Annotated in this window: 12 protein-coding genes and 1 pseudogene; 9 read left to right on the top strand and 4 right to left on the bottom strand. The window is 45.6% G+C overall.

Annotated features, from left to right (window positions below; translation table 11 throughout):
- The first annotated feature begins 1 nt into the window (after position 1).
- The 8 genes from ruvX (at position 2) to C8268_RS15135 (ending at position 8,814) form a co-directional block, all read left to right on the top strand.
- Positions 2–412, top strand: a complete 411-nt coding sequence (gene ruvX / locus C8268_RS15170; protein WP_106768448.1) for a Holliday junction resolvase RuvX — start codon at positions 2–4, stop codon at positions 410–412.
- Between the two features lie 17 nt (positions 413–429).
- Positions 430–738: a DUF1292 domain-containing protein gene (locus C8268_RS15165; protein WP_106768447.1), complete on the top strand. Its 309-nt coding sequence runs from the start codon at positions 430–432 to the stop codon at positions 736–738.
- Positions 731–1,042, top strand: a complete 312-nt coding sequence (locus tag C8268_RS15160; protein WP_106768446.1) for a DUF1292 domain-containing protein — start codon at positions 731–733, stop codon at positions 1,040–1,042. Before C8268_RS15165 ends, C8268_RS15160 begins: the two co-directional genes overlap by 8 nt.
- A gap of 99 nt (positions 1,043–1,141) precedes the next feature.
- A complete protein-coding gene (mltG, locus tag C8268_RS15155) occupies positions 1,142–2,179 on the top strand; it encodes an endolytic transglycosylase MltG (RefSeq protein WP_106768445.1) in 1,038 nt (345 codons plus the stop codon).
- Between the two features lie 17 nt (positions 2,180–2,196).
- Complete coding sequence (locus C8268_RS15150; RefSeq protein WP_106768444.1) at positions 2,197–3,129, top strand: peptidase U32 family protein; 933 nt, start codon at positions 2,197–2,199, stop codon at positions 3,127–3,129.
- 62 nt (positions 3,130–3,191) lie between these two features.
- Positions 3,192–4,517, top strand: coding sequence for a peptidase U32 family protein (locus tag C8268_RS15145; RefSeq protein WP_106768443.1), 1,326 nt, complete (start codon positions 3,192–3,194; stop codon positions 4,515–4,517).
- Positions 4,518–4,735: 218 nt separating this feature from the next.
- A complete protein-coding gene (locus tag C8268_RS15140) occupies positions 4,736–6,907 on the top strand; it encodes a methyl-accepting chemotaxis protein (RefSeq protein ID WP_106768442.1) in 2,172 nt (723 codons plus the stop codon).
- 125 nt (positions 6,908–7,032) lie between these two features.
- Positions 7,033–8,814: a peptidoglycan D,D-transpeptidase FtsI family protein gene (locus C8268_RS15135; protein ID WP_106768441.1), complete on the top strand. Its 1,782-nt coding sequence runs from the start codon at positions 7,033–7,035 to the stop codon at positions 8,812–8,814.
- Here C8268_RS15135 and C8268_RS15130 read toward each other — a convergent pair.
- Entirely contained in the window at positions 8,769–9,932 is a 1,164-nt protein-coding gene (locus C8268_RS15130; protein WP_106768440.1) for an AI-2E family transporter, read from the bottom strand. The genes C8268_RS15135 and C8268_RS15130 overlap by 46 nt on opposite strands.
- 148 nt (positions 9,933–10,080) lie before the next feature.
- Between C8268_RS15130 and C8268_RS15125 the strand changes: the two genes are divergently transcribed.
- On the top strand, positions 10,081–11,463 hold the full coding sequence (locus tag C8268_RS15125) for a polysaccharide deacetylase family protein (RefSeq protein ID WP_106768439.1): 1,383 nt from the start codon (positions 10,081–10,083) through the stop codon (positions 11,461–11,463).
- A 65-nt stretch (positions 11,464–11,528) separates the two neighbouring features.
- Here C8268_RS15125 and ilvD read toward each other — a convergent pair whose 3' ends face one another.
- The 3 genes and pseudogenes from ilvD to C8268_RS15110 form a co-directional block, all read right to left on the bottom strand.
- Positions 11,529–13,214 carry a dihydroxy-acid dehydratase gene (ilvD, locus tag C8268_RS15120; RefSeq protein WP_106768438.1) on the bottom strand — a complete coding sequence of 562 codons (1,686 nt, stop codon included), beginning with the start codon at positions 13,212–13,214 and terminating at the stop codon, positions 11,529–11,531.
- 255 nt (positions 13,215–13,469) lie between these two features.
- A pseudogene (locus C8268_RS15115) lies at positions 13,470–13,712 on the bottom strand (KGG domain-containing protein); the annotation flags it as partial.
- Between the two features lie 108 nt (positions 13,713–13,820).
- Positions 13,821–14,861, bottom strand: coding sequence for an acyltransferase family protein (locus tag C8268_RS15110; protein WP_106768436.1), 1,041 nt, complete (start codon positions 14,859–14,861; stop codon positions 13,821–13,823).
- Positions 14,862–15,001: the final 140 nt, after the last annotated feature.

Below are 15,001 nucleotides of genomic sequence, written 5' to 3'. Positions count from 1 at the left end.
GATGAAGATCATGGGATTGGATTACGGGGACCGTCGAATCGGTGTGGCTCTCAGCGATGTGTTCGGTTGGACAGCCCAAGGGCTGGAAGTGATTGAACGCCGCCGGGACGGCATTGAATTGGAACGGATCATTGCCCTCGTGAAAGAGCATGAGGTCGCTGAGATTGTGGTTGGTCTGCCTAAAAATATGAACGGCACGATCGGTCCCCGAGGAGAAATCTGCATGGAATTCGCAGAAAAACTGCGAGAGTCCTTGTGCTTACCCGTTCACCTTTGGGATGAACGGCTTTCGACAGTATCCGCTGAACGGACCCTGGTGGAAGCCGATGTCAGCCGAAAGAAGCGCAAGCAGGTGGTGGATAAAATGGCTGCAAGCTTGATTTTGCAAAATTACTTGGATTCTAAAAGGTAAAGGTGAGGGGGATCACAATGGCGAATAAGCATATTGGTATGGAAGAGGAACCGGAAATTATTTATATTCCAGATGATGAAGGCCACGAAGAGGAATTTGAAGTCATCATGAAATTTGATGTTGACGGCTCCGATGCAAAGTATATGATGGTGGTCCCGTTGGAATCGGAAGATGACGAGACGGATGAGGTTTACGCATTCCGTTACGAAGAAGACGGTGAAGACCTGAAGCTGTATATGATTGACGATGATGAGGAATGGAGCATTGTTGAAGAGACGTTTAATACGCTCGTAGATCAGCTTAATGGGAGCAATGACAATGACTGATTTTTCTGTTGATCAAGTGGTATGGACCCAAACGTTGAAGGACGCTTTTGGCGAAAGTATAGAACTTCAGGATGAGAAGGGATATACAGCCGTATATGATCTTGCTGCTGAATTCGAAGTGAATGGTCAAGGATATGCCATATTGGTACAACCGGATCGTAAGGCTGAGGAGTATGAAGTACTTCGTATTGTTACTGCGAAAGACGGAAGTCTGGAGTTGGCTACCATTGATGACGACGATGAATGGGAAAGCATCTCTGAGCTGTATGATGAGCTTACATTCCCGGAAGAAGATGAAGATTGATTTTAATTTTTCATGTCTTCCAAAGACATTGTAATTTCAAATAGGGTTCTGGGAAGGGCGGACTGGTCCGCCCTTTTTGGCTGTAAAGGAGATGAACAGATGAAGAAACTGGCCATAACGGTATTGGTGCTGCTCATTATTGCTGCAGGGGTAGTGTTTTACGTGTGGAATGGCATGAAGCCCGTTGCGAGTTCCAATACTCCGATCGAATTTACGATTGAATCCGGTATGAGTACATCTCAAATTGCCGATCTGCTAGAGGAAAAAGGGCTTATTAAAAATGCACTTTTATTTAAAGTTTATTTAAAGCTGGAAGATGAGGGCAGTCGCTTTATGGCCGGTATGTATGAGGCAAAGCCTGGCATCACCTATGATCAGTTGATAACGAAGCTGAACAAAGGGGAAGTGAAGCCTGGAGAGATGATACGTTTTACGATTCCAGAAGGATATACGGTTCTTCAGATCGCAGAGACGATTTCCAAGGAGAGCGGTTTGGATGCGAAGGAAATTGTAAAACAGGCTGATCAGTCATCAGGCTGGGAGGGCACCCTGATTCAAGAAATTCCAAAAGATGCGAAGTTAAGACACCATCTGGAGGGATATTTGTTCCCGGCAACTTATGAGCTGCCTAAAGACAGTACACCACAGGAAATTATCCAAGCTATGCTTAGTGAAATGGAGAAACGATTGAATGAAATACCTGGCTGGGAAGAGCTATTGAAACAGCGAGGAATGACGGTGCATGAACTGCTCACGGTAGCATCCTTGGTTGAACGCGAGGTTGTAGTCGATGAGGAACGCGCTTTGGTGGCAGGTGTTATATATAACCGGATTGAGCAAGGGATGAAGCTTGAGATTGATGCAACGGTACAGTACCTTCTGGATAAACCGAAGGAGCGATTGTTGTATAAGGATCTGGAGGTGGACAGCCCTTATAACACTTATCGGAATAAAGGACTTCCTCCGGGGCCAATTTCAAGTCCAAGCCTCGCTTCCATTGAAGCTGCGCTGAAGCCGGAAGAGTCAGATTATTTCTTTTATGTAACGAAGAAGGATGGAACACAGGAACATCTATTTGCTAAAACCTACAAAGAGCATCAAAAAAACATTGAGAAAAGTAACAAGATGGCACAATAGCATTAGGGGGAATTGCAATGGGTAATAAACCTGAGCTTCTGGCAGCCGCAGGAAGTTTGGAAGATATACAAGTTTATCTGCAAGCTGGGGCGGATGCCGTATTGGTTGGGGATGACCGCTTCGGTTTGAGATTGCCGGGAAGCATGACACTTGAAGACATTCGTAAAGCGACTGAGATGGTACATGATGCCAGTGGTAAAATTTATGTAAGTTTGAACAATTTGATGACCAATGATTTGCTTGAGGCTCTCTCTGAATATGTCAAGGCATTAGGAGAAATCGGCGTTGATGCGGTAGAATTTAATGATCCATCGGTATTAACGGCGGTTAAATCCTTCGCTCCCTCACTTAAGCTTCACTGGAACGCTGAAATGACATCAACAAACTATTCGACCTCGAACTATTGGGGGCGCAGAGGGGCATCACGGGTTATTTTAGCGCGGGAATTAAATATGGATGAAATTACTGAAATGAAACCGAAGCTGGAGATTGAAGCGCAAGTTCAGGTTCACGGGATGACTAACATCTACCACTCCAAGCGTCGGTTGGTGAAGAGCTATATGGCTCATCAAGGACGACCGATAACCGAAGGCAGCATGGGAAAAGAACGGGGATTGTTCCTTATAGAAGCAGAGCGGGAGGAAGAGAAGTTTCCGATTTATGAAGATATCAACGGTACTCATATTATGAGCTCTGATGATATCTGTATCCTTGAAGATCTTCATCTACTGATGGAATCCGGCATCGATAGCTTCAAAGTAGAGACTTTGCTTAAACCGCGCCATTATAATGAAGCTGTGCTTCGCGCGTACCGTAAAGCGATCGATTTATATGAGGCTGATCCAAAGGCCTATGCCTTTGATGAGCAATGGCTGGAGGAGATTCGGGCCCTTCAAGATCCCGAGCGGGAGCTTTCTTTCGGATTCTTTTATAAGGAGCAGGTTTATTAATCAAATTTTCAGTGAAAAAATGAACTTCTCTAGTTCAGTCTATATAACAAGGAGTGACCAAAATGGCAGCTATGGTAAAGCCAAAATATAAAGGCAAGCGTTACCGCTTGGACAAGCCGGAGCTGCTTGCACCGGCAGGTAATCTGGAAAAATTGAAATTTGCAGTTCACTATGGCGCTGATGCGGTTTATATCGGTGGACAAAAATATAGTTTGCGCTCCAATGCCGACAATTTCAGTTTTGAAGAAATGAGAGAAGGCGTTGAGTTCGCCAAAAAGTATGGCGCCAAAGTGATCGTGACAACGAACATTTATGCCCATAATGAGGATATTGAAGGCATTGAGGAATATTTGCGCAATCTAGAAGAGGTTGGGATTTTCGCGATCATTGCAGCTGATCCAGCGATCATCGAAATTGCGCAGCGCTCTGCACCGGGGCTTGAAGTTCACTTGAGCACACAGCAGTCGACGCTGAACTGGCAGGCGGTGAAGTTTTGGAAGGAAGAAGGACTGCCGCGTGTTGTTCTGGGTCGGGAAACAAGTCTTGCGGAAATCGCTGAAATTAAAAAACATGTCGATATTGAAATCGAAGCTTTCGTTCATGGAGCGATGTGCTCGTCTGTTTCAGGACGATGTGTATTATCCAATCACTTTACCGATCGGGACTCTAACCGGGGCGGATGCTGTCAATCTTGCCGCTGGAAATATGATTTGTTTGAGGATAAACGAGACGTTTCTGGGGAACTGCCCGTATTGGACAAATCAGCATTTGCGCCCTCTCCTTTTAAACCAGGTGTAACGCAAATCCCTTTGTTTCAACCGGAAGATAATCAATTTACGATGGGCTCAAAAGATCTTAGCATGCTAAAGCATATTCCGGATCTGGTTGAGGTTGGTATCGACAGCTTTAAAATTGAGGGCCGTATGAAGTCGATTCATTATGTGGCAACGGTTGTTAATGTTTATCGCCAAGCTATCGATTCTTATATGTCTGATCCTGAAAATTATGTGCTGAAGCCCGAATGGATCGAAGAGCTGAACAAAGCGGCAAATCGTCCGCTGAATACCGGATTCTTCTATGATACACCGGATCACGAGGATCATATTTATGAACCGGAAGAGAAGGCGGCCCCTTACGACTTTGCAGGACTTGTAATCGATTATGATCCTGCGACAGAAACGGCGTTAATTCAGCAGCGCAATCATTTTAAACCGGGTCAGAACATTGAGTTTTTTGGACCGGGCGGCACTTTTTTCAAACAGGTGGTCGGTACGATCACGGATGAAGAAGGGAATGAACTCGATGCAGCTCGACATCCGCTACAGCTTGTACGAATGAAAGTGGATCAACCGGTTAAAAATTTTGATATGATGCGAAAGCATAAGTAATGCAGTTGATTTTATAAAATAGGTATAAATATCTTGATTTACAGGATTCCGGTACCTCGTCAGGTGCTGGAATCTTTTTTTAATCATCAAAAAATTAGGACCTTAGGCTTATTTTTGAGTATAAACCCAAAGGAAATCATGCCCATCTGTCGAAATAAAAAGTAGTGTATTGTTTTACTACGGTTTTTAAAAAAATGATAGTGGTGGGTGAACAGCAAATGGGAGAGGTTGAACAGCAAGATAAAAAGCCGAAAAAACAGAAGAAGGTGAAAGAGCCAAAGAAAAATAAACCTGTTACTTCTGGACCGAAGGGGGATCGTTCGAGAAAACCCAAATGGGATGAATGGGTTAAAATCGCCAAACAGATGCGTGTGAATCCTGCCAATTCGGTAGGTATGCGCTTGTTTTTGATTTTCTTTATCGGAATCGTATTATTTGTTGGGATACTTGGTGTACTGTCTTACCTGAAAGCCAAAGATACGATCGAGGACAATGCGGCCAAATCCAATCAGCAAACCATCATTCAAACTTCCGAAAAGGTCAACATTATTTTGGAGAAGTATGAAAATCTGGGAAGACAGATCTTTTATGATAAAGAGCTGCAATCGCTTTTATCGAAGCTTAATCAGGAAAAACTGACGGAGTATGAAAAGTTTACAGCTGAAAAAGATGTTCGAGATAAGCTGACCAACAATATTACGGCTGATGGACATATTAAGGCGATATACATTATTCCACCTGATAAGAGCAATGTTATCGCTGCTGGCGGTACGACGGATAACGTACAAGCTATGGTGGATGAACCATGGGTGCAAGAGCTTGAGAAGGGTGCGAAGACCCTCTGGCTGCCAACGAAAAATGAAAATGGGGTTAACTATTTCACGATCGCCCGCTCTTTAGGTTCAATGAACGATCTCAATGCATCATATATTTTTGTTATTGAGCTTAATGAAACAGTGATTGGCGAGCATATGCAAAATGTTAACCTTGGCGCTGACGGACAGCTGCAGCTCGTTACAAGAGATGGCGACATTATTTCGGCTAATGAGGAATCGTTGATCGGTCAGAAGTCTCTTTTGAATTTTATGAAGGATGAGCCTGAGGATAAAAAGAACGGAAGTCTCAGGGCTCAAGACGTGAACAAAAAAGATATATTGGCGGTATACAATACACTGGATATTAATGATTGGAGACTCGTTGGTACGATACATACTGGAGAGCTGACGAAAGATGCCCAGGGCATTCTGACGATCACGATGTGGGTAGCGCTCGCCGATGTGATTATAGCTATATTGATCGGCATATGGATGGTTCGTATGATTGCACGCCCTCTCGGCAAGCTCAACTTGTTGATGAAAGAAGGCGCTAAGGGGAATCTGAATGTTCGTACCGATCATCGTTCGAAAGATGAGATCGGTCAGCTATCTTCAAGCTTCAATGATATGATGGAGCAGATTACACTCCTTGTTCAGCAGACGAACAATACAGCTCAGGATGTGTTGAGTACTGCATCAGAACTGACGGATGCTTCCAAGAAGACGGCTCTGTCAGCGAAAGAAATTGCTGTGGCAACGGAAGAAATCGCAAATGGAGCGAGCAGCTTGGCTGTGGAGGCCGAGCGCGGTAGCGATCTTACAGGCAACATCTCAAGACAGATGCAGGTCGTGGTTTCAGCGAATGAAGAGATGGGCAAGTCGGCTCGTCATGTTGAGAGTTCAAGTGAACTGGGTACAAAACATCTGAATGATTTGCTCGATAAAACACATCAGACAGAAGATATGACCCGTGCGATGATGCGCAAAGTCGATGGTTTAAAGGAAACGACTTCTTCTGTCGTCAAAGTGCTGGATGTGCTGCAAAATATTACGAAACAGACGAATATTTTATCTTTGAACGCTACGATTGAAGCGGCACGAGCAGGCGTTGCAGGTCGCGGGTTTATGGTTGTAGCAGATGAAATCCGTCAGCTTGCTGATCAATCACGGCAATCGATCGATATGGTCAGCCAGATTACAGACCGGATCATGACGGAGATGAATGAAACGATCCAAGTACTTATGGATGCGAACCCACTGTTTAAGGCACAGATGGATTCTGTTAAAGAAACGAATGATATATTCATCTCGGTTCAGCAGCAGATGGGCGAGTTTATTGAGCGGCTTGACTCTGTTACAGAGTCGATTGGTGGCCTCAATCAGTCACAGATCGTCCTTTCTGAAGCGATGGGCAATGTTAGCGCTGTTGCTGAAGAATCGTCTGCGACTTCTGAAGAAGTGGCCTCCTTGAGCAATGAACAACAAAGTGTGAGCAACCAGCTCGTCAATCTGTCCAGCAAGTTGGAGAATGTATCCAATGAGCTGAAGGCTACGCTATCCCGATTCACATTGTAGGGATGACTGAAACTTGGATTTCCTTTTGGAAATCCAAGTTTTTTTGCATATAAGCCGCTTGAAACGGTTGTGGAAGGGGGATGAGGGAATAATGATAGGAAAAGGGACAGGTTAGGGGGATGATCATGCGAGCGATTCGGCACAAGCGAATACTTTATGGATGGCTGGCACTTATAGCGCTGATAGCTTTATTGGCTTTCCGGTTAGCATGGATTCAGCTTGTCATGAAAAACCAAAAACCTCCCGGCAGTTCGCATACGCTGCTTGAAACATCACTTCTTCAGCGGGAGCAGGGGATTGTACTGGACACGGGACGAGGACATTTCACGGATCGAAACGGTGTGCCGTTAACGGGGAAGCTGATCTGGACCGCCGTCCTTTTTCCCGTTATGAACAAAAATGTGATATCGAATGATACATTTTTGAAGCTGGCTCATATACTGAATACGAAAACGGAACATATAAAAGAAGTATGGCTCACGCTGAACGAGCCGATGCTGTGGCATGCTCAAGGGTCGCGTATTCCGCTTGCGCTGAATTCATCACAGATCGAAGCGATCGAGCAGCTGGAACTGCCTGAAATCCAGGTTCTTCCTTATGAACAGAGGTATGGAGACAAAGAGACGGGGATGCAGTGGTTAGGCTTTATATCGGGGCAGCGGAAAGAGAATCTGTTTTTTCGTGATTATGAGGGGGTACAGGGAACAAGCGGGCTGGAAAGAACACTGGATACTCTTTTACAGGGGACAGGACCTACGGTGGTCTATTTCCCTGTCGATGGCCAAAGGCAAGTTATACAAGAAGTGAAGCCGATGGTGAAAGCAGGGAATAACCCATATTATCCGCTCCGGATGACTACGACCGTTGATGCGAAGCTTCAGAAGGGTATTGAGCAGCTAACAGAACAGGCTGAGATGAAAGAGGGAGCGGTGGTCGTCCTGGATGTTCGGAACAGTGATATCGTAGCGATGGTTTCCAGGCCCTTTTTTAACCCGGAACGCATTCATCCGAAACAGGGTCAATGGCAGAATCGGGCGGTAAAGGGAGCAGTACCGGGATCAATATTTAAAATTGTAACGGCTGCCGCGGCGCTGGAGTCAGGTGTAACTTCAGAGAGAGAAACGTTTTACTGCAGCGGCGAGTATGGAAAATACGGTTTATCCTGTTGGAAAAAGGGAGGACACGGAACGGTTAACCTGCGGCAAGGGTTTGCGGAATCCTGCAATATCGTATTTGCCGAACTGGCTGAACGTCTGACCTCAAGCCAGCTGCAAGATACGGCCTTAAAGCTTGGTTTAGGGCGGACAATCGGCTGGCAGGAGCAGGATGTACTGGGGATGCCTTTGTTGAAGCCGTTGGATTATGAAGAGAGTGGGACGATCTTTGCCCCTGCCGCAGATTTCGCAGATTCTGGTGCGCGCGTCCAAACAGCGATTGGGCAGCGAGATACAATGATTACCCCGCTTCAGGCAGCCAATCTGGTCGTCACACTGCTGAACGGCGGAGACATACATTCCCCTCGCATCGTTCGCCATATCTCATATGCAAACGGCCAGAAACTTCAAGCCTTGGAGCCTTTGAAACTTTCTTTTTCTGAGGGGATGATCTCCAGAGAAACATCTCACTTGCTTGTGGACTGGATGAAGGATGTGGTTCAGAAAGGAACGGGCAAATCCTTGAAGCATTCGACTTCACAACTTGCGGGAAAGTCCGGTACGGCTGAAACGATTGTAAAGGGCCGCTCCCGGAACAATCAATGGTTCGTAGGATACGGCCCTGTAAAGCATCCGCGCTATGCGGTAGCTGTATTGGTTGAAAATGTGAGTCCAGGCAGTAAGCATCAGGCAACAGCACTGTTTGGTCAGGTCATGGATTTGCTGCTTTCCTCAGAAGTGCTGGAGGATTGAGTTGCCTGCGGGTTCATTTCAAACGGTGATACATCAAATTCTTCTTTCGGCAGTGTAATCCATTGCTGCAGGTAACCTTGCATTAACAGTTCTTTCAGCAGGATCAGCAGAATTGGAGACAGGATCAAACCTGCAACCCCGAAAATAGATACCGAAATAATCATAAATGACAGCATAAGAAACGCTGAGGATACACCGAGGGATTGCCCGGTGATTTTCGGCTCGAGCAGCTGACGGGTTAGCATAACGACAGCCAGGAGGATGATCAATCCAATGGCAAGGCCTGCGTTGCCAACGATAAAGAGATAAATGATCCATGGTATAAAAATAACCGGGACGCCCAGCAGCGGCAGCAGATCAAAGACCGCACTCAAAATCGCCAGTGTGAAGGCGTTGTCTGTACCGAGAATAAGAAGGCCTATGTATACGAGAACGAATGTGATGGAAATCAATTTTAACTGTGCCTTTAAATAAGCTCCGATTGCCATAAATACATGTTCCTTCAAAAAGAGAAAAGCTTTCTTGAGCGTCTTTGGCGTCTTCTCTTTGGCTACCTTGCGCCAAGTACCAATTTCGGAACTGAGGAAAAAGGCGAGAATAATGGCAACGCCAAAATTGGCAATAAAGGTAGTGAAAGAGCCCATAAATCCGACGATATAGCGTAAAAATGATTCAGCTGCATTTTGAGCGAAATTGGTAATATCCTTAAAGTAGCCGTTCAACCGCTCCATTAAGTCTGGCGGAAGCGCATCTAGCTTATCTTGCAAATAAACCATGACAGAAGTGAAATTTTCCTGAAGGATGCGGGTATACATCGGGATATTATCCTGGAGATTCATAATTTGTGAAATGATGATTGCTCCAGCGCCAAAGAGCACTCCAGATATGATCAGCAGAAACACCAGTACGGCGATAGCAGCGGCAAACGCTTTGGGTAACCCGCGGCGATGAAAGAACCGTGCCATCGGCTCGATCAGTACAAATACGAGAAAGGACAGGAAGACAGGAGCTGCAATTTGATATAGTTTGCTGAACGCATACATAACGAGATAAACAGTCAGCACGATCACCGCTATATCAAAAAAGGTTCTCCAATATTTTTTGTAGAGGGGAAGCATCGTAAATGAATTCGCTCCTTTATACAATTAGTCATTGTTTCTATTGTACACGATTTGTGAAAAAAACACCTATTTCTTTTTATGCTATGATAAAATATCAATAGTGTACTGCCAAAGGAATAGAATAGAGAGAAGCGGGGAGTTGGCATTGGAGACATTACTGCTCTGGTTATTTTATCTTTCATCTTTTTATGCCTTTATTCCCGGGCTTATAACCCGGATTTTTGGCTTTCGAGTATTTCGCAGAGGCAAGGGAAGTCAGGATTTCGCACTGACGTTTGATGATGGACCAGATCCTGTATACACCCCACAACTGTTGGACCTTTTAAAGCGTTTTGATATGAAGGCAACCTTTTTTCTGGTTGGTTCTCATGCGGAGAAGAATCCTGATGTAGTGAAACGAATTCATGCGGAAGGCCATTTGATTGGAATTCACAATTATATGCACAAATGCAACTGGCTAATGCGTCCCAAAACCGTTCGTCAGCAGCTTAAACGAACCGATGACATCATTTACAATTTGACGGGGGAACGTCCGACCTATTATCGACCGCCTTGGGGAGTTGTGAACTTTTTTGACTTTGCCAAAAACAGCGGTTATCGAATTATACTGTGGTCCTCCATGTTTGGAGATTGGCGCAGCAAGACCGGCTCCAGTAAATTGAAAAAGCGGATGCTGCACAAGCTAAAGCCCGGAGAGGTTATGCTTTTGCATGATTGTGGAACGACGATGGGAGCGAATCCGGATGCACCGGGGCAGATGCTGATTGCACTCGAGCAGGTGCTGGATGAAGCGAAGAACAAAAACATGAAAAGTGTAAGGATCGATACCATGATTCGAGAAGAGAAAAAGTTAAAAAAAGCTCAGCTGTCCATTATGAAGCGTGCTTTAGTCTCTTTATGGCTGCTGTGGGAAAAAGCATTTCACGTCATGTTCAGCCTTCAGACGGTAACACCGAAAGACCCGATGCTCCACTTCCGGCCCATTACGTATCAAGGCGAGACGATCGTTACCGAAGTAGGCGGTCGTCTGGAAAAAGGAGATCAGGTGCTGGAGCTCCATTTTGACAATAAGAAGCTGTTTCAATTTGGAAGCCGCTCCCGTTCGGAAATGCAGCTTGCGATCCAGATGATCAGGGCGGTGCAGAACGATCTTCCTGCGTTGGCCAACATCGTGTTGGAGCGTCCGGAATATATGGATATCAAAGGTATTTACGGGGTCACAATGATTACCCGAGGACCGGAGCAATTTGGTTTTCATATTCATGATCTGCCGAAGGGGTTGTTCGCCAGCTCGACACGTATTTATCTTAAAATTTTGATGAGTGTAATTCATCCGAAAGGCCAATCTCGTATGAAGGAAGGCCGCAAAACGATGGAGCCGAAGATTCTGATGATGACGGTGGATGAGTTAATTCATCGTTATGCAGAAAAGGGAAGCCGTCGGTATCGCTCGTCTGACCAGGAGAGCATGGAGCAGCAGGAAACAAGTGAACTGCCGATAGCAAGCGCATCACAAGGCTTATCTTAAAAAAAGAGGTGTCCGAAAGGTCTGTTAAACCTTAGGACACCTCTTTTTCTGTCAGGAGACAAATATCAGATTTTCAGAACGCCGCCTGAGCTTGCATTCGTTACAAGCTTGGAATAGCGGGCCAAGTAGCCAGTCTTTACTTTAGGCTCGAACTCTTTCCAGCTTTCACGCCGCTTTGCCATCTCCTCGTCGCTAACTTCAAGCTGAATGACACGGTTGTTCAGATCCAGCACAATCATGTCGCCATCTTCAACAAAAGCGATCGGTCCGCCTTCAGCAGCCTCTGGAGAGATATGACCGATACTGATGCCGCGGGAAGCTCCTGAGAAACGACCATCCGTAATCAGGCCGACTTTGGCTCCAAGGCCCATTCCAGCGATCTGGGAAGTCGGGGCCAGCATTTCCGGCATGCCCGGTCCGCCCTTAGGTCCTTCGTAGCGGATAACGACGACGTCGCCTTCCTTTACTTTTCCGTTCGCAATGCCTTCCAAAGCCTCATCCTGAGAGTTGAAGCAAATCGCTGGGCCTTTGTGATAGCCGCCAACAGAAGGATCAACCGCTCCCACTTTAATGATGGAACCTTCTGGAGCGAGGTTTCCATATAAGACCGCAAGGCCTCCGCGTTCGGAATAAGGCTGATCAATCGGATGGATTACATTCGTATCCTGGATTTCACATCCGGCTACGTTCTCGGCTAGTGTCTTGCCTGTAACGGTAATGCAGTCGCCGAACAGAGCACCTGGCTTTTTAAGCAGCTCGTGCAGAACTGCGCTTACGCCGCCAGCAGTATGAACATCTTCAATGAAGTAATCGGATGCCGGGGCCAGCTTCGAAATATGAGGTACCCGGTCTGCCACCTGATTTATACGCTCCAGCGGGTAATCGATGCCTGCTTCGTGAGCAAGGGCGAGCGTATGAAGAACGGTATTAGTAGAACCGCCCATAGCCATGTCCAGTGCAAAAGCATTGTCGATCGCTTCACGGGTTACGATATCTCGCGGCTTCAGATCTAGCTTAATCAGCTCCATCAGTTGGCGAGCCGATTGTTTAACAAACTCTTTTCGTTCTTCTGCAATCGCCAGAATCGTGCCATTCCCTGGCAGAGCAAGGCCCAGCGCCTCAGCAAGGCAGTTCATGGAGTTAGCGGTGAACATACCGGAGCATGAACCGCATGTTGGACAACCGTACTGCTCGAGCTCGAGCAGCTCTTTATCATTGATTTTGCCGATCTGATGGGCACCGACTCCTTCAAAAACAGAAGTCAAGGATAGTTTACGTCCTTTACTGTCAACCCCCGCTTTCATCGGGCCGCCGCTTACAACGATGGTTGGAATGTTAACGCGCAGCGCCCCCATCAGCATCCCGGGCGTGATTTTGTCACAGTTCGGAATACAGACCATGCCGTCAAACCAGTGGGCAGAAACAACGGTTTCCAGTGAATCTGCAATAATTTCACGGCTCGGCAGCGAATAACGCATGCCGATATGTCCCATAGCTATCCCATCGTCTACGCCGATGGTGTTAAATTCGAACGGTACCCCACCAGCTTCGCGAATGGCGTCTTTGACGATCTTGCCGAATTCCTGAAGATGTACATGGCCCGGAACGATATCGATATAAGAGTTGCACACGGCGATAAACGGTTTATCAAAGTCCTCTTCTTTTACGCCGGCGGCACGCAGGAGACTTCGATGCGGTGCCCGATCAAAGCCTTTTTTGATCATGTCTGAACGCATTTTTTTTGCAGTCATGATGTCGGTTTCCTCCCCCAGATTCCATATTTGATTTTGCTAACACTTTATCGCGGTTCACCGGCAAAGCAGCCGGGTGTCCGTGATACACGTTTCGGTTTTAAATGAGTCTATCACAAAAAGGTATGTATTTCTACTTATTTTACGGGAGTTATAGCGCACGGGTCAGCGCTTTATAATAAATGAAGGGGTATTCCTGGCTAAACAAATTTAGAGGAATCCCCTTCGTAAAATGAAGTGACTATTTCGTTATTTTTTTCCGCCTTTACGTCCGATTTCTTGATAAAATTCCCGGCTGTGATTGCGAGAGGTCGCTTCCCCGCCCATTTGGCCGATTTTCTGATAAAACTCACGGTTATGGGTTCTGGAAGTGGCTCGACCGCCCTTTTTTCCAATCTCCTGATAAAATTCACGATTATGCTTTTTTGCAGTTGCCTCACCACCTAGACGACCCGCTTCTTCTCTGGACATTTTTCCGTTTTTGCTGCTGCCTGCCATAACAAATCACTCCTTCTCAGTCGTTTTTTGCTGTGTGTACCACTTACTTACCACAGCAAACTTGAAATGAATCAATAAAACGACTAAAGATTGGAAAAAAGAACACGGTTACCTTGCGAAAAAACGATGAATCACAACATTTTCCAATTGTAAAATTTTATCTACTGTAGGTTCGATGATAGGCTGGAATAAACGTTTAACACCTGGTTGAGCAAGAAGTATGGTGCATAATATGGCAGCTGTAATCAGAAGCACTGCTCCTCCGATATTCGTGATGGATTCATAAAAGCTTGAAGAAGCCATAAACCTGATAATGATTCCGTGCAACAAGAACACATAAACGGTACGGCGGCCCAGCTCGGTTATTTTTCCTGAAGTCATGGGCACAAAGGCAAGGAATGCGGCAGATGCTGTCAGTTGCAAGGCATAAATGGCGATCCGGAACAGACCTGCGTACCACATCTGCTGTCCAAGTTCTGCATAAGTCATGCTTCCGTACAGCCATCCAGCCGGCAGATTATTTCCCCACAGGCCGAACCCAATGAACAGAAGAACCGATATTGCAGCAGCGGCCCGTTTTATCCATGAATGAAAACGAAGAGCAAATATATCAAATGAAAAATGGTATCCTATTAAGAAGAATGGAAAGAAAACAAAAGTACGGCTAAGGCTTAGCCAGACACCTTCTATTGGAAGGTAGCCGGCCAATATGCCGAATATGGCTGCAAATAACAGTTGCTGTCCCGCTGAAAATTTGCCGAGCATCAGGAGCAGCAAACGCCAGCATGCATGGCTGAAAAGAAACCATAATAGAAGGTATGGCGCAAAAAACGAGCGATGTATATCATCGACATGAAAAAAGAATGTATCCAGCAGAGAGTATAAAGTTTGAAAAATGACATATTGTATAGCGATTTGAAATAGAACTTTCCGACAGGTTTTGCCTTCCATTGAGTTTTTTGCAAAGTAACCCGTAACAAGAACAAACAGCGGCATATGAAACGAATAAATCCACATATATAGTGTGTGGAGGCCGCTCATTCGGGTAATTAAAGGTTCAATGGCGTTCGAGATAAACACAGTGACAATCAAAATAAAGCGCAGATTGAGAAAGAAGGTTTCACCTTTTTGTTCAATAGTGTAGTCCATGGTTCCCTCCTAAGCTATAATTTAAAATTACTCCAATTCAAATGTATAGCAGGTGATTTTAATCACGAATCATTTTGTTGTCAGCGTTTTCAACTTGTCAAAGTATTGAATCTCCACGGGTTATCGAGTTACACTTCCAC

This window comes from Paenibacillus faecalis (genome assembly GCF_900289175.1).
GTDB classification, from domain to species: Bacteria; Bacillota; Bacilli; order Paenibacillales; family Paenibacillaceae; genus Paenibacillus_AQ; species Paenibacillus_AQ faecalis.
This window is presented reverse-complemented; position numbering and strand designations above follow the sequence as displayed.

What these genes read in the sequence shown, in the direction of transcription:
- ruvX (WP_106768448.1), top strand. Translation starts at nt 2, where the DNA reads ATGAAGATCATGGGATTGGATTACGGGGACCGTCGAATCGGTGTGGCT.
- C8268_RS15165 (WP_106768447.1), top strand. Translation starts at nt 430, where the DNA reads ATGGCGAATAAGCATATTGGTATGGAAGAGGAACCGGAAATTATTTAT.
- C8268_RS15160 (WP_106768446.1), top strand. Translation starts at nt 731, where the DNA reads ATGACTGATTTTTCTGTTGATCAAGTGGTATGGACCCAAACGTTGAAG.
- mltG (WP_106768445.1), top strand. Translation starts at nt 1,142, where the DNA reads ATGAAGAAACTGGCCATAACGGTATTGGTGCTGCTCATTATTGCTGCA.
- C8268_RS15150 (WP_106768444.1), top strand. Translation starts at nt 2,197, where the DNA reads ATGGGTAATAAACCTGAGCTTCTGGCAGCCGCAGGAAGTTTGGAAGAT.
- C8268_RS15145 (WP_106768443.1), top strand. Translation starts at nt 3,192, where the DNA reads ATGGCAGCTATGGTAAAGCCAAAATATAAAGGCAAGCGTTACCGCTTG.
- C8268_RS15140 (WP_106768442.1), top strand. Translation starts at nt 4,736, where the DNA reads ATGGGAGAGGTTGAACAGCAAGATAAAAAGCCGAAAAAACAGAAGAAG.
- C8268_RS15135 (WP_106768441.1), top strand. Translation starts at nt 7,033, where the DNA reads ATGCGAGCGATTCGGCACAAGCGAATACTTTATGGATGGCTGGCACTT.
- C8268_RS15130 (WP_106768440.1), bottom strand. Translation starts at nt 9,932, where the DNA reads ATGCTTCCCCTCTACAAAAAATATTGGAGAACCTTTTTTGATATAGCG.
- ilvD (WP_106768438.1), bottom strand. Translation starts at nt 13,214, where the DNA reads ATGACTGCAAAAAAAATGCGTTCAGACATGATCAAAAAAGGCTTTGAT.
- C8268_RS15110 (WP_106768436.1), bottom strand. Translation starts at nt 14,861, where the DNA reads ATGGACTACACTATTGAACAAAAAGGTGAAACCTTCTTTCTCAATCTG.